Annotated in this window: 16 protein-coding genes; 8 read left to right on the forward strand and 8 right to left on the reverse strand. The window is 71.4% G+C overall.

Features of this window, described 5'->3' with window-relative positions; all coding sequences use genetic code 11:
* Positions 1-201 precede the first annotated feature (201 nt).
* A complete protein-coding gene (gene pepN / locus ACYVHU_RS24545) occupies positions 202-2,745 on the forward strand; it encodes a M1 family aminopeptidase (protein WP_498949600.1) in 2,544 nt (847 codons plus the stop codon).
* A gap of 477 nt (positions 2,746-3,222) precedes the next feature.
* Positions 3,223-4,494, forward strand: a complete 1,272-nt coding sequence (locus ACYVHU_RS24550; RefSeq protein WP_078763876.1) for an SLC13 family permease — start codon at positions 3,223-3,225, stop codon at positions 4,492-4,494.
* An 18-nt stretch (positions 4,495-4,512) separates the two neighbouring features.
* Here ACYVHU_RS24550 and malQ read toward each other — a convergent pair whose 3' ends face one another.
* On the reverse strand, positions 4,513-6,570 hold the full coding sequence (gene malQ, locus ACYVHU_RS24555) for a 4-alpha-glucanotransferase (RefSeq protein WP_078763875.1): 2,058 nt from the start codon (positions 6,568-6,570) through the stop codon (positions 4,513-4,515).
* A gap of 154 nt (positions 6,571-6,724) precedes the next feature.
* Between malQ and ACYVHU_RS24560 the strand changes: the two genes are divergently transcribed.
* Positions 6,725-7,936, forward strand: coding sequence for an MFS transporter (locus ACYVHU_RS24560; RefSeq protein ID WP_498949601.1), 1,212 nt, complete (start codon positions 6,725-6,727; stop codon positions 7,934-7,936).
* A gap of 24 nt (positions 7,937-7,960) precedes the next feature.
* On the opposite strand, the gene ACYVHU_RS24565 is transcribed toward ACYVHU_RS24560, so the two are convergent.
* Positions 7,961-9,391 (reverse strand): amidase, encoded by a 1,431-nt coding sequence (locus tag ACYVHU_RS24565; RefSeq protein WP_498949602.1) that lies wholly within the window; start codon positions 9,389-9,391, stop codon positions 7,961-7,963.
* A gap of 349 nt (positions 9,392-9,740) precedes the next feature.
* On the opposite strand from ACYVHU_RS24565, the gene ACYVHU_RS24570 reads away from it, so the two are divergent.
* The gene (locus ACYVHU_RS24570) at positions 9,741-10,409 is read left to right on the forward strand and encodes a nuclease-related domain-containing protein (RefSeq protein WP_432941671.1); all 669 of its coding nucleotides are present in this window, start codon (positions 9,741-9,743) and stop codon (positions 10,407-10,409) included.
* 247 nt (positions 10,410-10,656) lie between these two features.
* Positions 10,657-12,528 carry a dihydroxy-acid dehydratase gene (gene ilvD, locus ACYVHU_RS24575; protein ID WP_078763871.1) on the forward strand — a complete coding sequence of 624 codons (1,872 nt, stop codon included), beginning with the start codon at positions 10,657-10,659 and terminating at the stop codon, positions 12,526-12,528.
* Between the two features lie 63 nt (positions 12,529-12,591).
* Here ilvD and ACYVHU_RS24580 read toward each other — a convergent pair whose 3' ends face one another.
* Both ACYVHU_RS24580 and ACYVHU_RS24585 read right to left on the reverse strand, forming a co-directional pair.
* Positions 12,592-12,789 carry an FmdB family zinc ribbon protein gene (locus ACYVHU_RS24580; RefSeq protein ID WP_078763870.1) on the reverse strand — a complete coding sequence of 66 codons (198 nt, stop codon included), beginning with the start codon at positions 12,787-12,789 and terminating at the stop codon, positions 12,592-12,594.
* A gap of 105 nt (positions 12,790-12,894) precedes the next feature.
* Complete coding sequence (locus ACYVHU_RS24585; protein WP_078763895.1) at positions 12,895-13,395, reverse strand: HNH endonuclease; 501 nt, start codon at positions 13,393-13,395, stop codon at positions 12,895-12,897.
* Positions 13,396-13,741: 346 nt separating this feature from the next.
* On the opposite strand from ACYVHU_RS24585, the gene ACYVHU_RS24590 reads away from it, so the two are divergent.
* The 3 genes from ACYVHU_RS24590 to ACYVHU_RS24600 all read left to right on the forward strand — a co-directional run bounded on the left by ACYVHU_RS24590 (position 13,742) and on the right by ACYVHU_RS24600 (position 17,666).
* Positions 13,742-15,841 carry a prolyl oligopeptidase family serine peptidase gene (locus ACYVHU_RS24590; protein WP_078763869.1) on the forward strand — a complete coding sequence of 700 codons (2,100 nt, stop codon included), beginning with the start codon at positions 13,742-13,744 and terminating at the stop codon, positions 15,839-15,841.
* Between the two features lie 181 nt (positions 15,842-16,022).
* Positions 16,023-16,424 (forward strand): acyl-CoA thioesterase, encoded by a 402-nt coding sequence (locus ACYVHU_RS24595; protein ID WP_498949604.1) that lies wholly within the window; start codon positions 16,023-16,025, stop codon positions 16,422-16,424.
* A 45-nt stretch (positions 16,425-16,469) separates the two neighbouring features.
* A complete protein-coding gene (locus ACYVHU_RS24600; RefSeq protein WP_078763867.1) occupies positions 16,470-17,666 on the forward strand; it encodes an MFS transporter in 1,197 nt (398 codons plus the stop codon).
* Here ACYVHU_RS24600 and ACYVHU_RS24605 read toward each other — a convergent pair.
* From ACYVHU_RS24605 to ACYVHU_RS24620, 4 genes are all read right to left on the reverse strand, one after another.
* Positions 17,647-18,129 carry a globin gene (locus ACYVHU_RS24605; protein WP_235001176.1) on the reverse strand — a complete coding sequence of 161 codons (483 nt, stop codon included), beginning with the start codon at positions 18,127-18,129 and terminating at the stop codon, positions 17,647-17,649. The two genes, ACYVHU_RS24600 and ACYVHU_RS24605, sit on opposite strands and share 20 nt — an antisense overlap.
* A 132-nt stretch (positions 18,130-18,261) precedes the next feature.
* Positions 18,262-19,926: an energy-dependent translational throttle protein EttA gene (gene ettA, locus ACYVHU_RS24610; protein ID WP_078763865.1), complete on the reverse strand. Its 1,665-nt coding sequence runs from the start codon at positions 19,924-19,926 to the stop codon at positions 18,262-18,264.
* 18 nt (positions 19,927-19,944) lie between these two features.
* On the reverse strand, positions 19,945-21,045 hold the full coding sequence (locus ACYVHU_RS24615; RefSeq protein WP_498949606.1) for a DUF4192 domain-containing protein: 1,101 nt from the start codon (positions 21,043-21,045) through the stop codon (positions 19,945-19,947).
* Between the two features lie 62 nt (positions 21,046-21,107).
* On the reverse strand, positions 21,108-22,388 hold the full coding sequence (locus tag ACYVHU_RS24620) for a GGDEF domain-containing protein (RefSeq protein ID WP_235001175.1): 1,281 nt from the start codon (positions 22,386-22,388) through the stop codon (positions 21,108-21,110).
* Positions 22,389-22,568: the final 180 nt, after the last annotated feature.

Here is a 22,568-nt window from a genome sequence, read left to right on the forward strand (position 1 = left end):
GATCGGGCCGTCAGGGTCCAGAGCGGATTTTCCGCCCTGACACTGGCCAACCATGGCGGCCGGTTCCGCATTCCAGGGCGATGCGTGGCAGGATCGCCCCCGGAAGACATCCGAGGTCGCCACGCGCGCAGACCCGCGTTGACGGCGACCGTCATCGAACGGCGGCCGGCGAGGACGGCGGCCGCGAAGGGAGCGGAGCCTGTGGCGGGCAACCTGACGCGCGACGAGGCGAGAGAGCGGGCTCGGATCCTCACCGTCTCCTCCTACGAGGTCGAGCTCGACCTGACCGGCAGCGACCAGACGTTCGGGTCGACCACGGTGATCCGGTTCGGCTGCTCCGAGCCGGGGGCGGACACCTTCGTGGACCTGACCGCCCCGTCGGTGCGCTCCGTCGAGCTGAACGGCCGCGCGCTCGACCCCGCCGAGGTGTTCGACGGCGAGCGCATCCGGCTGTCGGGCCTTGCCGCCGACAACGAACTGCGCGTCGTCGCCGACGCCGCCTACATGCGCACCGGCGAGGGGCTGCACCGCTTCGTCGACCCGGTCGACGGCAAGACCTACCTCTACACGCAGTTCGAGACGGCCGACGCGCACCGCATGTACACGTGCTTCGACCAGCCGGACCTGAAGGCCACTTTCGAACTGACCGTCATCGCGCCGGCCGACTTCGAGGTGGTGTCCAACAGCGCGCCCGACGTCGAGCGCGAGCCGGTCGCGGGATCGCAGGCCGTGCGCTGGCACTTCCCCCCGACCAAGCGGATGTCCACCTACATCACCGCGCTCATCGCCGGCCCCTACCACGTGGTGCGCGACGAGCACGACGGCATCCCGCTGGGCGTCTTCTGCCGGGCGTCACTGGCCGAGCACCTCGACGCCGACGCGATCATCGAGGTGACCAAGCAGGGCTTCGACTTCTACCACGGCCTGTTCGGCCTGCGTTACCCCTTCGGCAAGTACGACCAGCTCTTCGTCCCGGAGTTCAACGCCGGCGCGATGGAGAACGCCGGCGCGGTGACGTTCCTGGAGGACTACGTCTTCCGCTCCCGCGTGACCGACGCGCGTTACGAGCGCCGCGCCGAGACCATCCTGCACGAGATGGCGCACATGTGGTTCGGCGACCTCGTCACCATGCGCTGGTGGGACGACCTGTGGCTGAACGAGTCCTTCGCGACGTTCGCCAGCGTCTACTGCCAGGCCGAGGCCACGAAGTGGAAGGACGCCTGGACCACGTTCGCCAACGTGGAGAAGGCGTGGGCGCTGCGCCAGGACCAGCTCCCCTCCACCCACCCCATCGCCGCGGACATCCCCGACATGCAGGCGGTCGAGGTCAACTTCGACGGCATCACCTACGCCAAGGGCGCCTCCGTGCTCAAGCAGCTCGTCGCCTACGTCGGCGTGGACGCCTTCTTCGCCGGGGTGCGCGAGTACTTCAAGGAGCACGCCTGGGGCAACACCGAACTGGCCGACCTGCTGCGCCAGCTGGAGCGGGCCTCCGGCCGGGACCTTTCGGGCTGGTCGCGTGAGTGGCTGGAGACCGCCGGGGTCAACACGATGCGTCCGGAGTTCGAGGTGGACGCCGACGGGAACTTCACGTCGTTCGCGGTGCTCCAGGAGGCCGCCCCGGACTACCCGACGCTGCGTTCGCACCGGCTGGCGATCGGCCTGTACGACCGCACCGACGAGGGCGTCGTCCGCCGTGAGCGGATCGAGCTGGACGTCACCGGGGCGCGCACCGAGGTTCCCCAGCTGGTCGGCAAGGCCCAGCCCGACCTCGTGTTGATCAACGACGACGACCTGACCTTCACCAAGATCCGCCTGGACGAGCGGTCGCTGCGGACCGTCGTCGAGAGCATCGGCGAGATCCGCGAGTCGCTGCCGCGGGCGCTGGCGTTCTCCGCGGCCTGGGACATGACCCGCGACGCGGAGATGGCCGCGCGCGACTACGTGGGACTGGTGATCTCGGGCATCGGCGGCGTCAGCGACGTCATGGTGGCCCAGACCCTGCTGCGTCAGGCGGTCTCCGCCCTGCACAACTACGCCGACCCCGCCTGGCGCGAGACCGGGTTCAGGCTGCTGGCCGACCGGCTGCGCGACCTGCTCACCTCGGCCGAGCCCGGGAGCGACCTCCAGCTCGCCTACGCGCACGGCTTCGCCGACGCCGCGATCAGCGGGGAGCACCTGTCGTTGCTTCAGGGCCTGCTCGACGGCGCGCTCACGGTCGAGGGCCTGGAGATCGACACCGATCTGCGCTGGACGCTGCTGCGGCGCCTGGTGGTGCACGGCGTGGCCGGCGAAGCCGAGATCGACGCCGAACTGGAGTCCGACCCGACCGCGACCGGCCAGCGTTCCGCCGCCGGTTGCCGGGCCGCGCTCCCCACCCCCGAGGCCAAGGCACTGGCCTGGGAGCGCATCGCCGCCGCCGAGATGGCCAACGCGGAGTTCCGCGCGACGCTGCTCGGCTTCACCGAGCCGGCCCACCGTGAGCTGCTGCGCCCCTACGTCGAGAAGTACTACACGTTGCTCGGCACGGCGTGGGAGAAGTGGACCGGCGAGTTCGCGCAGACGTTCGCGGAGTTCGCCTACCCCGGTTACCTGATCGAGGAGGAGACGCTGCGCCGCACCGACGCCTACATCGAGGCCGAGAAGCCGGCTCCGGCGCTGCGCCGCCTGCTGGTCGAGGGCCGCTCCGGCGTGGAACGGGCCCTGCGGGCACAGGCGCGTGACGCCGAGGCCGCCAAGGGCTGACCCCTCCAAGGCACAGGGACAGGGCCGCCGCGATCCGTCGCGGCGGCCCTGTCGTCGTCTCCCCGCCCCCGTTCCCTCACGGTCTGGCACGATGTGACCCACGTCGCGTGCTCCGCGACACAGCGATCGCATTGTCGGCACGTGAGGAGAACGTTGCTTCTTCGGCCTTCCTCACGCCCGGCCCCCTCGCTCGGTGCCGCGGCCCCGCGGAAGGGCGTCCCGGACCGGAAGTCACCGCGGCGCGCGCGGCACGGGGCGACCGGCCGAGGCACCCGGCCCGCGGGCCGTCCACACCCCTCCGGCGGGGACGTCGGGACGGCCGTCCCCGCCGGGTCACCCGAAGCCCGGGGCGCCGGGCAACGGACGCGCCCTCCCGTCCCCGCCCCGCTTCCCCGCCACGGCGCCCGTGGCCCCCCGAAGCTCCGGAAAGCGCCCGGCCCGCCGCCCGCCCCTCACCGACCCCGGAGCCCGACCGCCGTGTCACCGCACGTCCTTCCCGCCCTCGTCCTCATCCTCGTCTTCGCGATCGCCCTGGCCCGCCCGGTGAGCATCGGCATCGTCGCACTGGTCGCCGCCTTCGTGGTCGGGACCGTGTTCGCCGGCGAAAGCGCCGAGGAGATCGCCGCGGGCTTCCCCGGCGGACTGTTCGTCACCCTGGTGGGAGTGACCTACCTCTTCGCCATCGCCCGGGCCAACGGGTGCGTCGACTGGCTGGTCCACAACACGGTACGGCTGGTCCGCGGCCGTCCGGCCGCCGTTCCCTGGGTGTTCTTCGCGCTGGCCGCCGTCTTGACCTCGATCGGCGCGGTCAGCCCCGCGACGGTGGCGGTGCTCTTCCCCATCGCGATGAATCTGGCGGCCGTGTACCGCATCAGCCCTCTTCTGATCGGCCTGGTGACCAACCTGGGCGCCACCGCAGGTAGTTTCTCCCCCCTCGGCATCTTCGGCATCATCGTCAACGGGGTGATGGACGCCGAGGAGATGGGGGCGGCCCCGCTGGCGCTGTACGCGGCGACGTTCCTGGGAGCCACGGTGGTCGCGCTGGTCACCGTCCTCCTGCTCGGCCGGCGCCGTCCCCCCGGGGCCGACGCCCGCGCCGAGGCGGGACGGGACGGCGATCCGCCCGTGGCGGTGTCGGCGCGGCCGATCGTCCTCGACGCCGAACGTGTGACCACCCTGTCGGGCGTCGTGGTCCTGGTCGTGGGATCACTGGTGTTCGGGCTCGACATCGGCTTCCTCGCCGTCACGGTCGCCGGCGCGCTGGCGGTGCTGTTCCCCGCCGCGGCCAAGGGCGCGGTCGACCAGGTGAGCTGGGGCGTGGTGCTGCTCGTCGGCGGGCTGGTGACCTATGTGGAGCTGCTGGAGCGGACCGGGACGATCTCCTGGCTGGGCACCGGCGTGACCGCGATCGGCTCCCCGCTCCCGGCCGCCCTGCTGATCTGCCTCATCGGGGCCGTGGTCTCGGCGTTCGCCTCCACCACCGGCATGCTCAGCGCGCTGATCCCCTTGGCGGTGCCGCTCATCTCCACCGGGCAGGTCGGGGCGCTGGGGCTGATGATCGCCCTGTCCCTGTCCTCCTCGCTGGTGGACGTCTCGCCCTTCTCCACCAACGGGGCGCTGGCGCTGGCCAACGCGCCCGAGGGGGAGCGTGACCGGGTCTACCGCGGGCTCCTCCTCTTCGGAACGGTGATGATCGTGGCCGCCCCCCTGCTGTCGTGGCTGGTCTTCGTCGTCCCCGGAGGGGTGTGAGGCCGGCCGGCGGTCCTGCTACCGCCCCGTCCCCAGTCCCTCGGACACCGGTCGGAGCGCGCGGCGGACCGTCTCCCCCAACCGTGGATCGGCCATCAGGTCGTCCAGCAACACCGGCTCCCCCTCGGTTCCGGTCAACGGAACCCGCCAGTTCGGGTACTCGTCCTTGGTGCCCGGCTGGTTCTGCATGCGCCGGTCGCCGACCACGTCGGTGAGCGCGACACCGACCAACCGCGCGGGCGTCATGGCCAGATAGGCGTGGAGCGCGGTGATGACGGCGGCCTGGTCCGAGAGCGGGTCGGTGTCGGGGTCCAACAGCCCGAGATCGACGAGCATCCCGCGCCAGGCCGCCACCTGCGCCTCGGCGTCGGCGCGCTCCTCCTCGACCGCCCTGGTCAACAGGCCGAGACGGTCGCGCAGCTCGACGTGCTCGGCGGACAGGTAGGAGGCGACGGGCGGCAGGTCGTGGGTGGCCACGGTCGCCAGGCAGTCGGTCCGCCACTCCTCGGGGCGGCGCGGACGGCCCCCCTCCCCGCGCTCGAACCACAGTACGGAGGTGCCGAGGACCCCGCGTTCGGCCAGGTGCTCGCGCACCCAGGGCTCGACCGTGCCGAGGTCCTCGCCGACCACGAGCGCGTCGCACTCGTGCGCGGCGAGCAGCAGCGCCCCGACCATCCCCTCGTGGTCGTAGCGGACGTAGGTTCCCTCGGCGGGCGATGCCCCCTCGGGCACCCACCACAGTCGGAACAGCCCCATCACGTGGTCCACCCGGATGCCGCCGGCGTGCCTCATGGCCTGACGCATCTGCGCGACGAAGGGCCCATACCCCCGCTCGGCCAGCCGGATCGGATGCCAGGGCGGTTGCGCCCAGTCCTGCCCCTGCTGGTTGAAGGCGTCCGGCGGCGCCCCCACGCTCACCCCCGAGGCGAGCGCGCCGGCGTACATCCACGCGTCGGCTCCGCCGCCCTGGACGCCGACGGCGAGGTCGTGGACGATCCCGATCGGCATGCCGGCCGCCCGCGCGGCCCCCTGGGCGGCGGCGAGCTGTTCGTCGAGCAGCCACTGCGTCCACCGGTGGAAGTCCACCCGGGTCCAGTTGCGCATCGCCTCGGCCCCCACCCGGGGGTGCGTGGCGTCGCGCAACGCCTCGGGCCAGCCCCGGTAGTCGCTCCCGTGCTCCTCGGCGAACGCGCACCACGTCGCGTACTCCACCAGGGACGCCCCCTCGCGTTCCTGGAAGGCCTGGTAGGCGGCCTCCCGCTCGGGGGGACGGGGAACCTGGTAGAGGATGTGCAGCGCGGCGCGCTTGGCGGCCCACACGGCGTCGCGGTCGATCAGGTCGGCCGTGCGGCCCCGTTCTCGCAGTGGCCGGGCCAGGCGCTGGACCTCCTCACGCTGCTCGGGTTCGAGGAGGGCGTACTCCGGGACGTCCTCGACGCGCAGGTAGAGAGGGCTGGAATAGCGCCTGCCCACCGGCAGGTAGGGGGAGGGTTCCACCGGCGGAAGGGGTTCGGTGGCGTGGACGGGGTTGATCAGGGTGAAGGAGGCCCCCAGGTCGCGGGCGCTCCAATCGGCGAGGTCGGCGAGGTCCCGCAGGTCGCCCATCCCCCAGGAGGCCCGGGAACGGACGGAGTAGAGCTGGGCCATCAGCCCCCAGGCGCGCCGGCCTGGCGAGGCGGGCCTTTGGGGTAGCCGGTCCGGGACCACCAGCAGGGGCACGTGCTGCCGGACGTCGGCGTGCTCGGCGTGCAGTACGTGGATCCCGAGGGGCGGCGGGGTCCCCGAATCGGCCCAGGAACCGTCGCCCAGCTCGATCCAGGTGCGCGCGCCCTCGGGGAGGGCGAGACTCGGCGCCCGGCCGGCCCGGATCACGACCGCCGGCGGGAGCAGGCGGTCGGCGCGGCGGCTCCGGTGTTCCTCGAGCGCGGCGCGGGGATCGGTGACATCGAGCCCCAAGGCGGTGAGGACATGGCGCAGGGTGTCGACGCTGACCGGCGCCCGCTCCCCCCGCCAGTCGGCGTAGGACGTCGCGACACCGTGTTCCTCGGCCAGCTGGGCCAGCTCCGCATCCCTCACAGAAACCGATGATGCCCTGCCGGGGCACGCCCTAACCGGCGCGCCGCGCCGGAGCCGGAAAGCGGCCGGTACCGGACCCGGGCGTTCCAGGAGCATCGCTGCGGCCTGCCAAAATAGCCAGACTTCGCCCCCGGCAACCGGCATAATCAGACAAGTGCTGAAGTCCTATCATCGGGTGTTCGAGGTCCCCCATCTCGCCTCTCTCCTCACCTGGTCGCTCCTGGCCCGCCTCCACGTCGCGGGCCTGCCGATCGCCGTCACCTTCCTCGTCGCCGGTTGGACCGGCTCCTACGCCCTGGCCGGAGTGGTCTCGGGCGCCCTGACCATCGGTTCGGCGCTGGCCGGGCCGATCCGCGGTCGGATGGCCGACAGGGGCGGCACCGACCGGCTGATGCTCGTCTCCGGGGTCGTCTACGCCGTGGGGCTGTCCCTGCTCGTGGTCCTCCCGGCCTCCTGGTGGTGGGCGTCGGTCCCCCTGGCCCTGGTGACCGGGGTGTTCCTGCCACCGGCCAACCAGATCGGCCGCGCCCTGTGGCCCCGCATCACCACGGGGCAGGTCCGCAAGTCCGTGTACGCCGCCGAGGCGACGCTCCAGGAGACCCTGTTCATCATCGGCCCGCTGCTGGCCGCGGGAGCGGTCGGCTTCGCCGGCGCCCGCGCCGCTGTCGCGCTGCTCGCGGCGATCGCCCTGATCGGCTCCATCGGCTTCGCCCTGGCCCTGCGCCGGGCCGGGGTCACCGAGGCCGACGAGCAGGACGGCCCCGCCGAGAAGGGCCCGCGCCGCTCCCTGCTCACCTCTCCCCCGTTGGTGCTCGTCCTCCTCATGTGCCTGCTCATGGTCGGCGGACTCGGTTCTGTCGACCTGGTCATCGTGGCCTGGGCCCGCGAAATGGGCGCTCCGGGCAACGCCGGTGGCCTGGCCGCCATCTGGGCCGCGGGCTCCCTCGTCGGCGGACTGGTCGCGGGTACCCTGAGCGGACAGGCCCGCATCCCGCTGCGGGCCTTCGGTGCCGCCGCGGGCATCACGCTGTTGATCCCCCTGCTGCCACCGATCACGCACCTGTCGTCCCCGTGGATGGTGTCACCGGTGCTGTTCGTGGCGGGCCTCGCGATCGCCCCCACCCTCGCCGCGGTCATGGAGCGGCTGGGCGACATCGCACCGCCTCAACGACGCGCCGAGGCGTTCGGCTGGATGTCCACCGCGATCACCGCCGGGATGTCCGTGGCGTCGCCGGTCACCGGCTGGCTGATCGACCTGGGCGGCATCGCCGCCGGCGTGGGCGGGGCCGCCGTCCTCACCTTCGCGGCGGCGGCGCTGTCGCTGTTCCTGCGCCCCCTCCCCGAGAAGGCCTCCGAGGCCGTCTGAGCCGCCGTCCCCGGGAGAGCCGTCCTAGCTCGACCAGATCGGCGGCCTGCGGTCGGCCCAGGGACGGGCGGCCTCCAGCTGCGCCGACAGCGAGAGCAGCGTCGCCTCGTCGCCGATCCGCCCCGCGAGCATGACGCCGATCGGCAGCCCTTCGGTGTTCCAGTGCAGGGGGAGGTTCACCGCGGGCTGGCCGGTGATGTTGTAGACCGTGCCGAACGGCGTGTACAGCGTCATCTCCCGGAACTCCGCGGCGGGGTCGTCCAGGTCGGTGAAGCGCCCGACCGGCGCGGGCGGCTCGGCCAGGGTCGGGGTGAGCACCGCGTCGTAGGGGGCCATCCGCGGCAGTGCCGCCCGGGCCGCCTGTTGCAGGCCGGCCGTCGCGTCGAGGTACTGGGCCGCCGTGGTCCTCGCCGCGCGTTCGCGCAGCCACCTGGTGAGCGGACGCAGCCTGGCCTCGCGCTCGGCCGCCACCACGGCGCGGCCCGCCATCACCGCCCACACCGTGCCGAAGAGGTCGAGCATGCCGGGGTCGAACGGCACGGGGATCTCCTCGACCTCGTGCCCCAGGCGGAGCAGTAGCCGCGTCGCCTCCTCGTAGGCGGCCAGGACATCGGGGTGCACCACGGCGTCCGCCACCGGAGGCCGGGCGAAGCGCGCGATCCGGAGCCGTCCCGGTTCGCGTCCGGCCAGTTCGAGGAAGGTCCGTCCCCCGCCCAGGGGAGGCAGCGCGTAGTAGTCCCCGGGTCGCGAGACCGAGATGACGTCGAGCATGAGCGCCGCGTCGGCCACCGTGCGGCTGAGCGGTCCGGTCGCCGACAGCCCGATCAGGTCGGGCCGGCGCGGGGCGTTGGTGACCCTGCCCCGGCTCGGTTTGAGACCGAACAGCCCGCACACGCTGGCGGGCACCCGGATGGACCCCCCTCCGTCGCTTCCCTGCGCCATGGGCGCGAGTCCCGCCGCGACCGCCGCCGCGGCACCGCCGCTGGAGCCTCCCGCCGAACGGCTGAGGTCCCAGGGCGTACGCGCGGCGGGGGCGATGTCGTTCTCGGTGTAGCAGCTGAGGCCGAACTCCGGCGTGTTGGTCTTACCGGTGAAGATCGCGCCGGCCCGGCGGAGCTCCGCGACGAACGCCTCGTCCTCGGTGGCGATCACGGCGGAGTGCGTGTTCGTCCCCGACGTCCAGGGCTGGCCGGCGAGCATGTCGAGGTCCTTGATCGGGACGGGGACGCCCAGCAGGGGCGGCAGGTCCTCCACGGGTTCTGTGAGAACCCGTTTCTCGGCGTTACGCGCCTGCTGCTCCGCGAGTTCCCTGGTGACCGTAATGAAGGCGCCGACGGTGGTCCCGTGTCGCCCGATCCGGTCGAGGTAGTGATCGGCGATCTCGACGGGGGAGAGCTCCCGACGGCGCACCGCCGCCGCCTGCTCGATCGCGCTCAGATCATGGATCTCTGCCACGCTTCGAGCGTAGGGGCACGGGCGTGCCCCCTCAGCCGCAACGGCCGTCTCCGGTGGGACCTCTCCAGAGAGGTCGAAAAGACGTTATTCCCTTTCGGGGCTGTCGGGACACATAGCGAGACGGGCCCCTCAGGCGACAAAAGTGTGAGTTCGGATGCACTAGGACTCGCTTGCCTATGCGGCTACGCTCTGCAACGTGGAACCGGGAACCAGCACCAAGAACGGCACGTCCCCACCCGCCGGCACGGCCCGGCGACGGGGCCCGATCGCGACCTCGCCCTTCGCCCCCCGCGGCGGCCGACCGGGAAGCCGAGGGGCCGTCGGCGCGGTCCGCGCCACCTACGCCACCCTGCTGGCCTCCGAGGACGCCCGGCGTTGGGTGCTCCACGGCGCCGTCGCCGTGGCCGTCGCGCTGGGGGCGGGACTGCTCACGAGTGACGCGCGGCTCGGCATCACGCTGGGCGTCTTCGTCGCCGTCGGCTTTGCCGTGCACACGTCGCGACGCCGCTCGGAGGTCCCCCAATGGCGCAGGCCCTCCGCCGCCCAACGACGCACCGAGGCCCAGCTCAAGGTCATGCGGCGGCTGGGCTACCGCGTCCTGCACGCGCGCCGCATCCCCGGCGGCAACGGGCTGATCGACCACTTCATCGTGGGACGGCGCGGCGCGTTCTCGATCGACTCCGAGTCCTGGGACAAGCGCCTTCCGCTGCGCAACAAGCTCGAAAAGCTCTACCACGGCCGTTTCTCCAAGAACGAGCGTATCGACGAGGCGCTTGAGGAGGCCCGCACCGCCGAACGGCTGATCAGCGAGGAGTTGGGCCGTCCCATCACCGTTCGCCCCGCCCTCGCGATCTACGGGCCCAGCATGCCCTGGGACCACCACAACCTCCGCAAGGTCGACATCATCGTCGGCACCAAGGTCCGCAAGTGGCTGCGCACCGGAAAGGACCGGCTGTCCGAGGAGGAGATCGAGGAGATCTACCGCGCGGCCGAGAAGGTGCTGCCCCCGGCCTACTGAGTCCCCATCGCCCGCGGATGGACGGCCACCGGCCGTCCATCCCATTATGTGGACACCCTATCTTCGCAGTCGAGACATCGGCCGGTCGCGCACGGGGCTACCATCGAAGGAACTTCATCGATCCACCCCGCCCCGGAGCGACACGGGCGGCCGGACCGACCCCGCGGAGGCCCCGTCTCCAGGTCCGTGCCACCTCGTAGCGCCCCGAAGGCGCGGATCCACGTTCGTCTCGACGGGAGCCCACCCCATGCCCGCGCTTCGCTCACGCACGGTCACCCATGGCAGGAACATGGCCGGCGCGCGCGCTCTCATGCGCGCGTCCGGCGTGGAACGCGAGGACTTCGGCAAGCCGATCGTCGCGGTGGCCAACAGCTTCACCCAGTTCGTGCCGGGCCACGTCCACCTGCGCGAGGTGGCCGACGTCGTCGCGAACGCCGTACGCGAGGCCGGAGGCGTGCCCCGGGAGTTCAACACGATCGCCGTGGACGACGGCATCGCCATGGGCCACGGCGGCATGCTCTACTCGCTGCCCAGCCGTGAGCTCATCGCCGACGCCGTGGAGTACATGGTCAACGCGCACTGCGCCGACGCGCTCGTGTGCGTCTCCAACTGCGACAAGATCACCCCGGGCATGCTGCTGGCGGCGCTGCGGCTCAACATCCCGACGGTGTTCGTCTCGGGCGGCCCGATGGAGGCCGGCAAGGTCACCGTGGTCGAGGGCACCGCCACGAAGGTCCGCAAGCTCGACCTGATCAACCCGATGATCGCCGCCGCCGACGAGAACGTCTCCCAGGCCGAGCTCGACGAGATGGAGGAGGCCGCCTGTCCCACGTGCGGCTCCTGCTCGGGCATGTTCACCGCCAACTCGATGAACTGCCTGACCGAGGCGATCGGCCTGGCCCTGCCGGGCAACGGCACCGTGCTGGCCACCCACGTCGCCCGCAAGCGCCTCTACGAGGACGCCGGACGTCTGGTGGTCGAGGCCGCGAAGCGCTACTACGAGGACGACGACGAATCGGTCCTGCCCCTGTCGATCGCCACTCCGGCCGCCTTCGGCAACGCCATGGCGCTCGACATCGCGATGGGCGGGTCGACCAACACGATCCTGCACCTGCTGGCCGCGGCGACCGAGGCGGGCGTGAAGTTCGGCCTGCCGGAGATCGACGCGATGTCCCGGCGGGTGCCCTGCCTGTGCAAGGTCGCGCCGAACACCGACAAGTACCACATCGAGGACGTCCACCGGGCCGGCGGCATCCCCGCCATCCTCGGTGAGCTGGCGCGGGGCGGGCTGCTCGACACCTCGCTGCCGACCGTGCACGGCACGACCGTGGGAGAGTACCTGGCCAACTGGGACATCGCCTCCGAGAGCGTGCTGCCCGAGGCCGTCGAGCTGTTCCACGCCGCCCCCGGCGGGAAGCGCACGACGCGCGCCTACTCCCAGGACGTCCGTTGGGACAGCCTGGACACCGACCGCGCGAACGGCTGCATCCGCGACGTCGAGCACGCCTACACCGCCGACGGCGGTCTGGCCGTCCTCTACGGCAACCTCGCCCCTGACGGCGCCATCGTCAAGACCGCGGGGGTCGAGGAGGAGCTGTGGACCTTCCGGGGTCCGGCCAAGGTCTTCGAAAGCCAGGAGGAGGCGGTCGACGGCATCCTCGGCAAGCGCGTCGAGGCCGGCGACGTCGTCGTCATCCGCTACGAGGGCCCCAAGGGAGGGCCCGGCATGCAGGAGATGCTCTACCCGACGAGCTTCCTCAAGGGCCGTGGACTGGGCAAATCGTGCGCGCTGATCACCGACGGCCGTTTCTCCGGCGGCACTTCGGGTCTGTCCATCGGGCACGCCTCACCCGAGGCCGCGGCGGGGGGTGACATCGCCCTGGTCCGCGACGGCGACATCATCAGCATCGACATCCCCAACCGCGGCCTGGTGCTGGAGGTGCCGGCCGAGGAGCTCGCCGACCGGCGCGCGCAGCTGTTGGAGGAGCTCGGCGGCTTCCGTCCGAAGAACCGCGAGCGTCAGGTCAGCGCGGCGCTGCGCGCCTACGCGGCCATGGCCACCTCGGCCTCGACCGGGGCCGCCCGCGATGTCTCGCAGCTGGAGCGGCCCGCTCGGTAGCGCCCGGTAACGCAGGCGCCGGGACGGGAGACGGTTGCGCTCCCGCCCCGGCGCGGCGGCCGCTCAGCCGCAGCAGCCGCCTCCGCAGCAGCCGCCCCCCGAGGGCGGGCTCGCGGTTGTGCCCACGGCGACGGTCGACAGCAGGCGCACCGTGTCGTCGTGTCCCCGCGGGCAGGAGGCGGGGTCGGCGGACTCGGCCATGGGCCGGGAGATCTCGAACGTGTCGTCGCAGGCGCGACAGCGGAATTCGTATCGAGGCATGAGAGCAGGATAGAAGCAGCCGACCGGTTGTCTCGAGTCCGATGGACCACGGCGATCCGCGATCGTCCGGGACGGTTGGGACCGGCCCGTCCCGGACGCCAGGGGCTAGGCCGCCACCCTCGCCATGTACGGCGCCCACAGGGGATCGCCGTGTTGTTCGCCGTTGATCAGCCTCCAGTGCATCCCGCGGGGAACCGTGGGGGTCACGTTCAGTTCCCAGCCGAGCTCGTCGAGGAGGCGATCGGCCTTGCGATGGTTGCACGTCTTGCAGGAGGCCACCACGTTCTCCCAGGTGTGCGCGCCACCACGGCTGCGGGGGATGACGTGGTCGATGGTTTCGGCCCGTTTCCCGCAGTAGGCGCAGTGGTAGCCATCGCGCCGCATCAACGCCACCCGGGTGAGTGGGACCCTACGCCGGTAGGGCACCCGGATGTAGCGGTGGAGTCTGATCACCGATGGCACCGACAGCGCCATCGTCGCCGAATGGAGCACGGTTCCCGCCGCGTCCCCGTGGACCACTTCGGCTTTCTCCCGGAGTACCAGCAGAATCGCCCGACGCAGCGGCAGCGTCGTCAACGGTTCGTAGCTGGCGTTGAGCAGCAGCACGTGACGGCTGACTGTGCCGCCCTCCGAGCCGCGCCGGGCGCTCATGCTGGCTCCTGGGAGGCCGGTACTCCGGCCGACCCTGTCTCGTCCCCGGCCAGCCTGTCGGCCAGCCAGGAGACCTCCCTGTGGACCGGCCTTGCGACCGGTTCTGTTCGCGTTGCCACACGGACCTCCCGTGGGTGGTTCCCGCCGAGTAACGTCCCGCTTTCAGTTTGCTTTGTCTGGCCAGGTTGCCGCCACCCCATTTATTCGGAGTGTCGAAAAAACAAGACGGAAGGGAATAATCGCGCTTCTCCCTTCCTCTTTCCCCGACGACCACGGAGCGGTCGGTGGATAGAGTTCGACCATGCCTGAACGCCGCTACCCCGCAGCTGAGCGCCTTGAGCTCACCGAGACCCTGCACGGCCGTCTGGTCGCCGACCCCTACCGTTGGCTGGAGGAGGCCGACTCGGCCCGCACCAAGGAGTGGGCGGCCGCCCAGGACACGCTCTTCTGCGACATGGCGGCCCGGTTGCCCGGCCGCGCCTGGTTCGGTGAACAACTGCACGAACTCCTGGGGGCCGGCTTCGTCGGCGCTCCCATCTGGCGCGGCGAACGACAGTTCTTCACCCGGCGCACCGCCGAGCAGGAACACGGCGTGCTCTACACCGTGGACCCGGCGAGCGGGAACGAGCGTGTCCTGGTCGATCCCACCTCGTTGGACCCCACGGGCGCCACCACGCTCGACTCCTGGCGCCCCGACCTCGACGGCCGGCTGCTCGCCTACCAGCTCTCCGAGGGCGGTGACGAGGAATCCCTGCTGCGGATCATGGACGTGGCCACCGGCGAGATCGTGGACGGCCCCATCGACCGTTGCCGCTACTCCCCCATCGCCTGGTTGCCCGGCGGCGAAGCCTTCTACTACGTCCGCAGGCTCCCGTCGGACCAGGTCCCCGAGGGGGAGGAGCAGTACCACCGGCGCGTCTACCTGCACCGCATCGGCCGTCCGGCCGAGGAGGACGTGCTCGTCTTCGGGTCCGATCGGGACAAGACCGAGTACTACGGGGTCGCGGTGAGCCGGGACGGTCGTTGGCTGCTGCTCACCTCCACCCGCGGCACCTCGCCTCGCAACGACGCCTGGATCGCCGACCTGTCCCTGAGCGGCCCCGAGAGACCACGGTTCTCGACCATCCAGGAGGGCGTGGACGCCGAGGTCTCCCCGTACGTGGGCCGCGACGGCCGGCTGTACCTGTTCACCGACCGTGACGCGCCACGCGGCAGGTTGTGCGTGACCTCCCCCGAGACACCGGGGTACGAGCACTGGCGTACCCTCGTCGCCGCCGACTCCGACTCCGTCCTCAGCGGGTATGCGATCCTCGACGGTCCCGAGGCCCCCACCCCGACCCTGCTGGTCGCACACCGCCGGCACGCGATCAGCGAGATCGACGTACACGACCTGCCCACCGGCGCACGACGCGGTTCGCTCCCCCTGCCCGGGCTCGGATCGGTCGGCGGGCTGATGGAACGGCCCGAGGGCGGCCACGAGGCCTGGTTCACCTACACCGACACCACCTCGCCGATGCGGGTCCTGCACTACGACGCGCGCACCGACGCGGTGACCACCTGGGCCGACCCGCCCGGTTCGGCGGAGGCTCCACCGGTGCGTACCGAGCAGGTCACCTACACCTCCCGTGACGGGACCCCCGTGCGGATGCTCGTCATCTCCCCGGCCGACGCCGACGGCCCTCGGCCGACGATCCTCTACGGCTACGGCGGGTTCTCCGTCTCGCTGACCCCCGTCTACTCGGCCACGGCGCTGGCCTGGATCCGGGCGGGCGGCGTGTACGCGATCGCGTCCCTGCGCGGCGGCCTGGAGGAGGGCGAGCAGTGGCACCGCGACGGCATGCTCGGGCGTAAGCAGAACGTGTTCGACGACTGCGCCGCTGCCGCCGAGCACCTGATCGCGTCCGGTGTCACCACATCGGGACAACTGGCCGTCATGGGCGGCAGCAACGGCGGACTGCTCGTGGGGGCGATGATCACCCAACGACCGGACCTGTTCGCCGCCGCCGTGTGCTCGGCCCCCCTGCTGGACATGGTCCGCTACGAGCGGTTCGGCCTGGGCCAGCTGTGGGATGTCGAGTACGGCAGCGCCAGGGACCCCGAGGCGCTGGGCTGGCTGCTCGGCTACTCCCCCTACCACAACGTCGCCGAAGGGGTCGCCTACCCGGCGACCCTGTTCACGGTCTTCGACAACGACACCCGGGTGGATCCGCTACACGCCCGCAAGATGTGCGCGGCGGTGCAGCACGCGACGTCCGCGTCGATCGAGGAACGCCCGATCCTGCTACGCCGCGAGGCCGAGGTCGGGCACAGTTCTCGTTCGGTGAGCCGCAGCGTGGGGCTTGGCGCCGACCAGTTGGCCTTCCTCGCCTACTACACCGGCCTGGGGCTCCCTTCGGCCTGACCCCGGCCGTCCCGTCCGGGGCCGGTCCCGGACGGGACGGCGCCTGGCCCGTTCCCCGATCCCAATGGACACTTGCGACAATCAGGGATGGAACACCCGCGAAAGGAAGTAGGAAGAACCGTGGTAGAGGCCGCGACCGAGGCACCCACGACCGACGGCGGGAACGGCGGCGCGCCGGCACGTGTACCTGGCCCACGTCCGTTTCGCCGACCTCGACCCGCTCAACCACGTCAACAACGTACGGATGCTGACCTACCTCGAAGACGCCCGTATCTCCTTCCTGCGCTGGGACGGCGAGGGACGGACACGCTTCGGCAGCCTGGTGGTGGCACGCCACGAGGTCGACTACGTCCGTCCGATCCTGCTGCGCCGCGAGCCCGTCCGCGTCGAGACATGGGTGACCGAGGTGAAGAACGCCAGCTTCACCCTGGAGTACGAGATCGTCGACGACGACCACCTCTACGTACGCGCCAAGTCGGTGCTCGTCGGCTTCGACCTGGACACCCAACGGGTCCGCCGGCTCGACCAGGACGAACGCGACCACCTCGCCGCCTACCAGGTCGCCGGAGAGCCCTCCCCCTGAGGCCCCGCGCCTTCCCCCTCGTCGCCCGCGCCCTAGTCTGGTCCGGTGCTCGCCGCAAACCGCTGGTTCGTCCTCTGCGTGGCGATCTCCGCCCAGATCGCCAGCATCTGTGCGCTGTTCGGGGTGCCGTTCGTCATCCCGGAACTGCGCGCGGCCTACGGTCTGACGGTCGCCCAGGCCGGCACCCTGGCGGGAATGCCCAGCCTGGGCCTGCTGCTGACGCTGCTCGCCTGGGGCGTGGCGATCGACCGCTACGGCGAGCGGGTCACGATGACCCTGAGCCTGCTTCTCACCGCCGGCGTGCTCGCCCTGCTCGCGGCCGTCGACTCGCCCGTGGGCGTGGGAGTGCTGCTCGCCCTGGTGGGGGCGGCCAGCGGGCCGGTGAACGCCGCCAGCGGGCGTCTGGTGCTCGGCTGGTTCGCCGCGCACGAGCGTGGCCTGGCCATGGGGATCCGGCAGGCGGCCCAGCCTCTGGGCATGGCCCTGGCCGCGGCCCTGCTCCCCCTGCTGGCCGAGCGGTACGGCTTCGTCACCGCGATGCTCCTGCCCGCGGGCCTGTCGCTGGCCACCGCGCCCCTGGCCGCGCTTTTCGCGACGGGGGCGCGACAGGCGCGGGCCCCACGCGCCGACCCCGGCGGAGAGGGGGCGACGGGTTCCCCCTACCTGCGGAGCACGATCTGGCGGGTCCACGGGACGAGCATGCTGCTGGGGGTACCCCAGTCGGCGCTGATGACCTACGCGCTGGTCTACCTCGTCGACGAGCACGGGTGGCGAGCCGCCACCGCGGGGGTGTTCATCTCGCTCGTCCAGCTTCCCGGCGCATTGGTCCGGCTGGGCGCGGGCGCCTGGTCGGACCGGATCGGCAACAGGCTCGGCCCCGTGCGGATCATCGCGGCCGCCACCGGAGCGGCCCTGCTGCTGCTCGCCGGCGCGGCGTGGACCTCCTCGGCCGCCGGCGTGGTCCTGCTGGCGCTGTGCCTACTGCTGTCCATGAGCCACAACGGGCTGACGTTCACCGCGGTCGCCGAGACCGCCGGCCTGGCCTGGGCGGGCCGGGCCATGGCGGTGCAGAACTCGCTGCAATCGGTGGCGGCCACGCTCACCCCCCTGATCGCCGGCGCCCTGATCCAGACGTGGGGCTACGCGGTCGCCTTCGCGGGGACGGCGCTGTTCTGCGGCCTGGCGATCGCCGTCGTCCCGCCAGGACATCCGGCCGGCGGGATCACTTCAGCGAGACGGTGATGGCCTCGCCATCGTCGTCGTCGGGGGTGTCATCGGCGGAGCGCACGGTGATGCCGGTGGGATCGGCCACCTGCCCGACGGGAGCGCTGGTCTCCTCGGGCACGTTCACCATGCTGTGGGCCGCGTGGACCATGTAGTCCCACATCATCCGCTCGGCTTCGGGGGGCAGCGCGAGGTCGTCGATCGCGGCGCGCATGTGCGCCAGCCAGCGGTCGCGTTCCTCGCCACCGATCCGGAAGGGGAAGTGGCGCATCCGCAGCCGGGGGTGGCCGCGGCGCTCGCTGTAGGTGCGCGGACCGCCCCAGTACTGGACGAGGAACAGCCGAAGCCGCTCCTCGGCCGGCCCGAGGTCCTCCTCGGGGTACATCGGCCGCAGCACGGGGTCGGTGGCGACCCCCTCGTAGAAACGCCGGACGAGACGGGTGAAGGTTTCCTCTCCCCCCACCGCCTCGTAGAACGTCACTTTGTCATCGTGCGGGGAAGTCATAGTCGCCTGCCAGCCTATGTCGTGACGGACCCGGGGGCCGGCCTGAAAGGGGCGCGCCGGCCTCACTCCACGGTACGGGAGCGGACCGGCGCGTCCACAGCGGCCGGCTCAGTCGCGGGTCAGCTTGCGGTGCGTGACCGCGTGCGGCCTCGCGGCGTCGGGGCCGAGGCGCTCGATCTTGTTCTTCTCGTAGGACTCGAAGTTGCCCTCGAACCAGAACCAGTTGGCGTCGCCCTCCCAGGCCAGGATGTGCGTGGCCACCCGGTCCAGGAACCAGCGGTCGTGGCTGGTGATCACGGCGCAGCCGGGGAACTCCAGCAGCGCGTTCTCCAGCGAGCCCAGCGTCTCGACGTCGAGGTCGTTGGTCGGCTCGTCCAGCAGGAGGAGGTTGCCCCCCTGCTTGAGGGTGAGGGCGAGGTTGACCCGGTTGCGCTCGCCTCCGGAGAGGACCCCGGCCGACTTCTGCTGGTCGGATCCCTTGAAACCGAAGGCCGCGACGTAGGCCCGGCTGGGGATCTCGACGTCGCCGACCCGGATGAAGGTCTCGCCGTCGGAGATCGTCTCCCAGACGTTCTTGTCGTCGGCGATGCGGCCGCGGTACTGGTCGACGTAGGAGATCTTGACCGTGTCGCCGACCGTGATCTCGCCGGAGTCGGGCTGCTCCTCGCCGACCAGCATCTTGAACAGCGTCGTCTTACCGACACCGTTGGGGCCGATGACGCCGACGATGCCGTTCGGCGGCAGGGAGAAGCTGAGCTTCTCGATGAGCAGACGGTCGTCGAAGCCCTTGGTGAGGTTCTTGACCTCGACGACGGTGTTGCCCAGGCGCGGACCCGGCGGGATCTGGATCTCCTCGAAGTCCAGCTTGCGGGTCTTGGCCGCCTCGGCGGCCATCTCCTCGTACCGCTGGAGGCGGGCCTTGCTCTTGGTCTGGCGGGCCTTGGCGTTGGAGCGGACCCACTCCAGCTCCTCCTGAAGGCGCCGCTGCCGCTTGGCGTCCTTCTGGCCCTCGACCTTCAGGCGGGCCGCCTTGGTGTCGAGGTAGGTCGTGTAGTTGCCCTCGTAGGGGTAGAGCCGGCCACGGTCGATCTCGAGGATCCAGGTGGCGACGTGGTCGAGGAAGTAACGGTCGTGGGTGATCGCGATGATGGTGCCGGGGTAGTTCGCCAGATGCTGTTCCAGCCACTGGACGCTCTCGGCGTCGAGGTGGTTGGTGGGCTCGTCGAGCAGCAGCAGGTCGGGCTGTTCGAGGAGGAGCTTGCACAGCGCCACGCGGCGCTTCTCACCACCGGAGAGGACGGAAACGTTGGCGTCAGCGGGCGGGCAGCGCAGGGCGTCCATGGCCTGGGCGAGCTGGCTGTCGAGGTCCCAGGCGTTGCGGTGGTCGAGCTGCTCCTGGAGCTTGCCCATCTCTTCGAGCAGGTCGTCGGAGTAGTCCGTGGCCATCTGCTCGGCGATCTCGTTGAAGCGGTCGAGCATCGCCTTGGTCTCGGCCACACCGTCCTCGACGTTTTGCAGGACCGTCTTGTCCGGGTCGAGCTTCGGCTCCTGCGCGAGAAGGCCCACGGTGAACCCGGGCATGAGCCGGGCCTCGCCGTTGGACGGCTGCTCAAGGCCGGCCATCAGCTTCAGCAGCGTGGACTTGCCCGCGCCGTTCGGCCCCACGACACCGATCTTGGCCCCGGGGAGGAAGGAACCCGAGACGTCGTCCAAGACAACCTTGTCACCATGCGCCTTGCGCACGTTTCGCATCGTGTAGATGTACTCCGGCATGTCTTCAAGACTAGGGCGTCACCGCCGGTGCCCCGGCCAGTCCGGACCCGCCCAACGCTGTCCCGCCGTCGGGCCGTGCGGCGGTGGCGGCTCACCGGCACGCCCAGCCCCCCGTTGGGGCCAGTCACGCGGGGAGACTCCCCTTTGCAGGGCCTGGCGGAGGAGGACGGCCATGGGATAGCCGGGGGACGCGGAGTCGACCCGGTCCAGCGCGGCGTCGGCCAGCGCGGTGTCGCCCTGTTGCCAGGCCGCGAACGCCAGCAGCGCGCCGGGGGCCGGGGTATAGGAGGGCTCGACCCTGCGTAGCACGTAACGCCACAAGCGGACGTGGGCGGCCGCGTCCGGGGGGCGGATACGCGCCCATGCCTCGTCGCGCACCGACACGGTCGCCAGCAGGACGCCCAGCCAGGCCACACGGTCGCAGGAGCCCGGCAGCCTTCCGGCCCGGGCGTCGTCCACCGCCTCGGCCACCGCGCGCGCACCTTCGGCCAGCAGCGCGGACTCGACCGGGACGGCCCCCTCCCGCTCCGCGCACATACGGCCACGCCTGACCTCGGCTCGCCGGGTGGCGCGTTCCATCTCGTCCCTGACGCTCCCCGCCACGGGGGCCACCAGGGCCTGCGGCACGGCCGAGCCGCCCCGCGGCGCCAGGCCGGCGAGCACCGCGGTGGCGGGGATCGTGGAGGAAACGACGTCGTATCTGGTCCCCTCGGGCGGACAGCAGGCCGGTTCCGGACACAGGTAGGACCAGTAGCGCCCACCGTCGACCCGTAGCGCTTCGCGCAGGGCGACGCCGGACGCCGCCGCGACCTCGCCCAACTCGTGGGCGAAGGGCGCGACCCGCTCCGGCGGGCCATAACCGACGAGGACGGCCTGGTCGCACCGATCGCGCGCCAACCGCTCGACAAGCCCGGCGACGAGCCCGGGAACGGCCGTGGCCTCCTCGGGCAACGGGCAACGCCCGGCGAGCCTGACCTGGGACGCTGCTCCGCGGGCCCCGAGAACCACCAGGCAGTGGGAGGGATGGCGGCCCAGGAGGTAGGGGACGGCGGCGATGATGTCGGTGGGCGTGGCAAGGGGAAGGCGGACGGGGGAACCGGGAGGGCGTTGAGTCACCATGCAGACACGATGCGTCGCCGCCGGGTGGCGCATCAACATCGTCCGCGCGCCTGTGGACAGTTCTAGTCGGCGGTGGCCGCGGGAGGCTCGGAGTCGCGGAGCGCGGACGCGGGCGTGGCGGGAAGCCGGACCCGGTTGCGGCCGGAGTCCTTGGCCCGGTAGAGGGCGAGGTCGGCGGCCGCCATGAGCTCGATGAGGTCGCGTCCGTGGACCCGCAGAAGGGCGACCCCCACGGAGATCGTGACGGACACCGTGGTCTCGTCCACGGGCAACGCCATGCGCCCCACGCGTGAGCGCAGCCGCTCGGCCACCCGGCAGGCCTCGGCCATGTCGGCACCCGGGAGCAGCGCGACGAACTCCTCGCCACCGAATCTGCCCACGATGTCGTACTGACGCAACTGGTGGGTGATGGTGTTGGCCACGCCGAGCAGAACCTGGTCGCCGAACAGGTGACCGTAGGTGTCGTTGACCCTCTTGAAGTGGTCGATGTCGACGATGAGCACCGCGACCGGGCGACCGGTCTCCAGCGCGCGGGCGAGTTCGGCTTCGGCCTCGTGCTCCCAGGTGGTGGCGTTGAGCAACCCCGTCTTGGGGTCGGTGCGGGCCGCGGTCTGCAACTGCTGGAACATCAGGCTGCGCTGGAGGAGCAGGACCGGCGGCAACGCCACGAGGAGGAGCAGCGGGGACAGCCCGCACAGGATGGCGACGATGAGGCCGACGCACAGTTCCGCCCCGTCCAGCAGCACGGTCTCGCGGTCCCACATCCGGCGCCGTCGCGTCCCCTCGGAGGTGCTGAGATGGACCGCGATCGCCACGACGATGGTGTTGAGGACCGTGAACAGCACACAGCAGGCCGCCGCGGCCACGAAACCGCGGGCGCTGATGAGCGTGTCGCCCACGGCGGCGCCGCCGAGGACGGTCGAGAACAGCACGTCCTGGGGCGCGACGAAGTCGAACACCGCCGAGGCGGTGAAGCCCGCCAGCGCCACCGAGGCCGCGCTGAAAACCCGGCGGAACACGATGGCCCGCCGGATCCGGTACTGCAGCATGAGGTAGATCGGAACGGGGGCCAGCAGCGAGTACACCGGCGGGAGGAGCAGGAACACCGGTATCCACCAGGCGCCGAGCAGGTCGCGGGTGATCCCCGCGGGGATCCCCAGACGCCGCATGGCCTCGACGCAGACCGCCGCGCACAGCACCAGGGCGACGAAGGCCACCACCTCGGCGGTGACGAGGTCGCTGGAAACGACCGCCCCGGCGCCGCAGAGCAGATCGACGGTTATGACCAGGCCGATGAACCACACCAAGGCGCGCGGCTGGGAGAACAAGGGCCACTCGCGCATTCGCGGCGCCCAGGGACGCTCACGCTCGGTAACGGCTCGCTGTGCCACCGTCATCCCGACCTCCCAGCTCCCGCCCCGCCCCCATCGGCAAACACCGCCCCGCTCCCGCGGATCACGCGACAGCCGGCCTCGAACAGGTGTTTACATACAGTAATACTGTAATCGCTAACTGTGCATCGA

This window comes from Marinactinospora endophytica, from assembly GCF_054780875.1.

Bases quoted from the DNA above. Each gene is read 5' to 3' on its own strand.
- ettA (WP_078763865.1), bottom strand. From the start codon at position 19,926: ATGCCGGAGTACATCTACACGATGCGAAACGTGCGCAAGGCGCATGGT.
- ilvD (WP_078763871.1), top strand. From the start codon at position 10,657: ATGCCCGCGCTTCGCTCACGCACGGTCACCCATGGCAGGAACATGGCC.
- ACYVHU_RS24615 (WP_498949606.1), bottom strand. From the start codon at position 21,045: ATGGTGACTCAACGCCCTCCCGGTTCCCCCGTCCGCCTTCCCCTTGCC.
- ACYVHU_RS24580 (WP_078763870.1), bottom strand. From the start codon at position 12,789: ATGCCTCGATACGAATTCCGCTGTCGCGCCTGCGACGACACGTTCGAG.
- ACYVHU_RS24620 (WP_235001175.1), bottom strand. From the start codon at position 22,388: ATGCGCGAGTGGCCCTTGTTCTCCCAGCCGCGCGCCTTGGTGTGGTTC.
- ACYVHU_RS24590 (WP_078763869.1), top strand. From the start codon at position 13,742: ATGCCTGAACGCCGCTACCCCGCAGCTGAGCGCCTTGAGCTCACCGAG.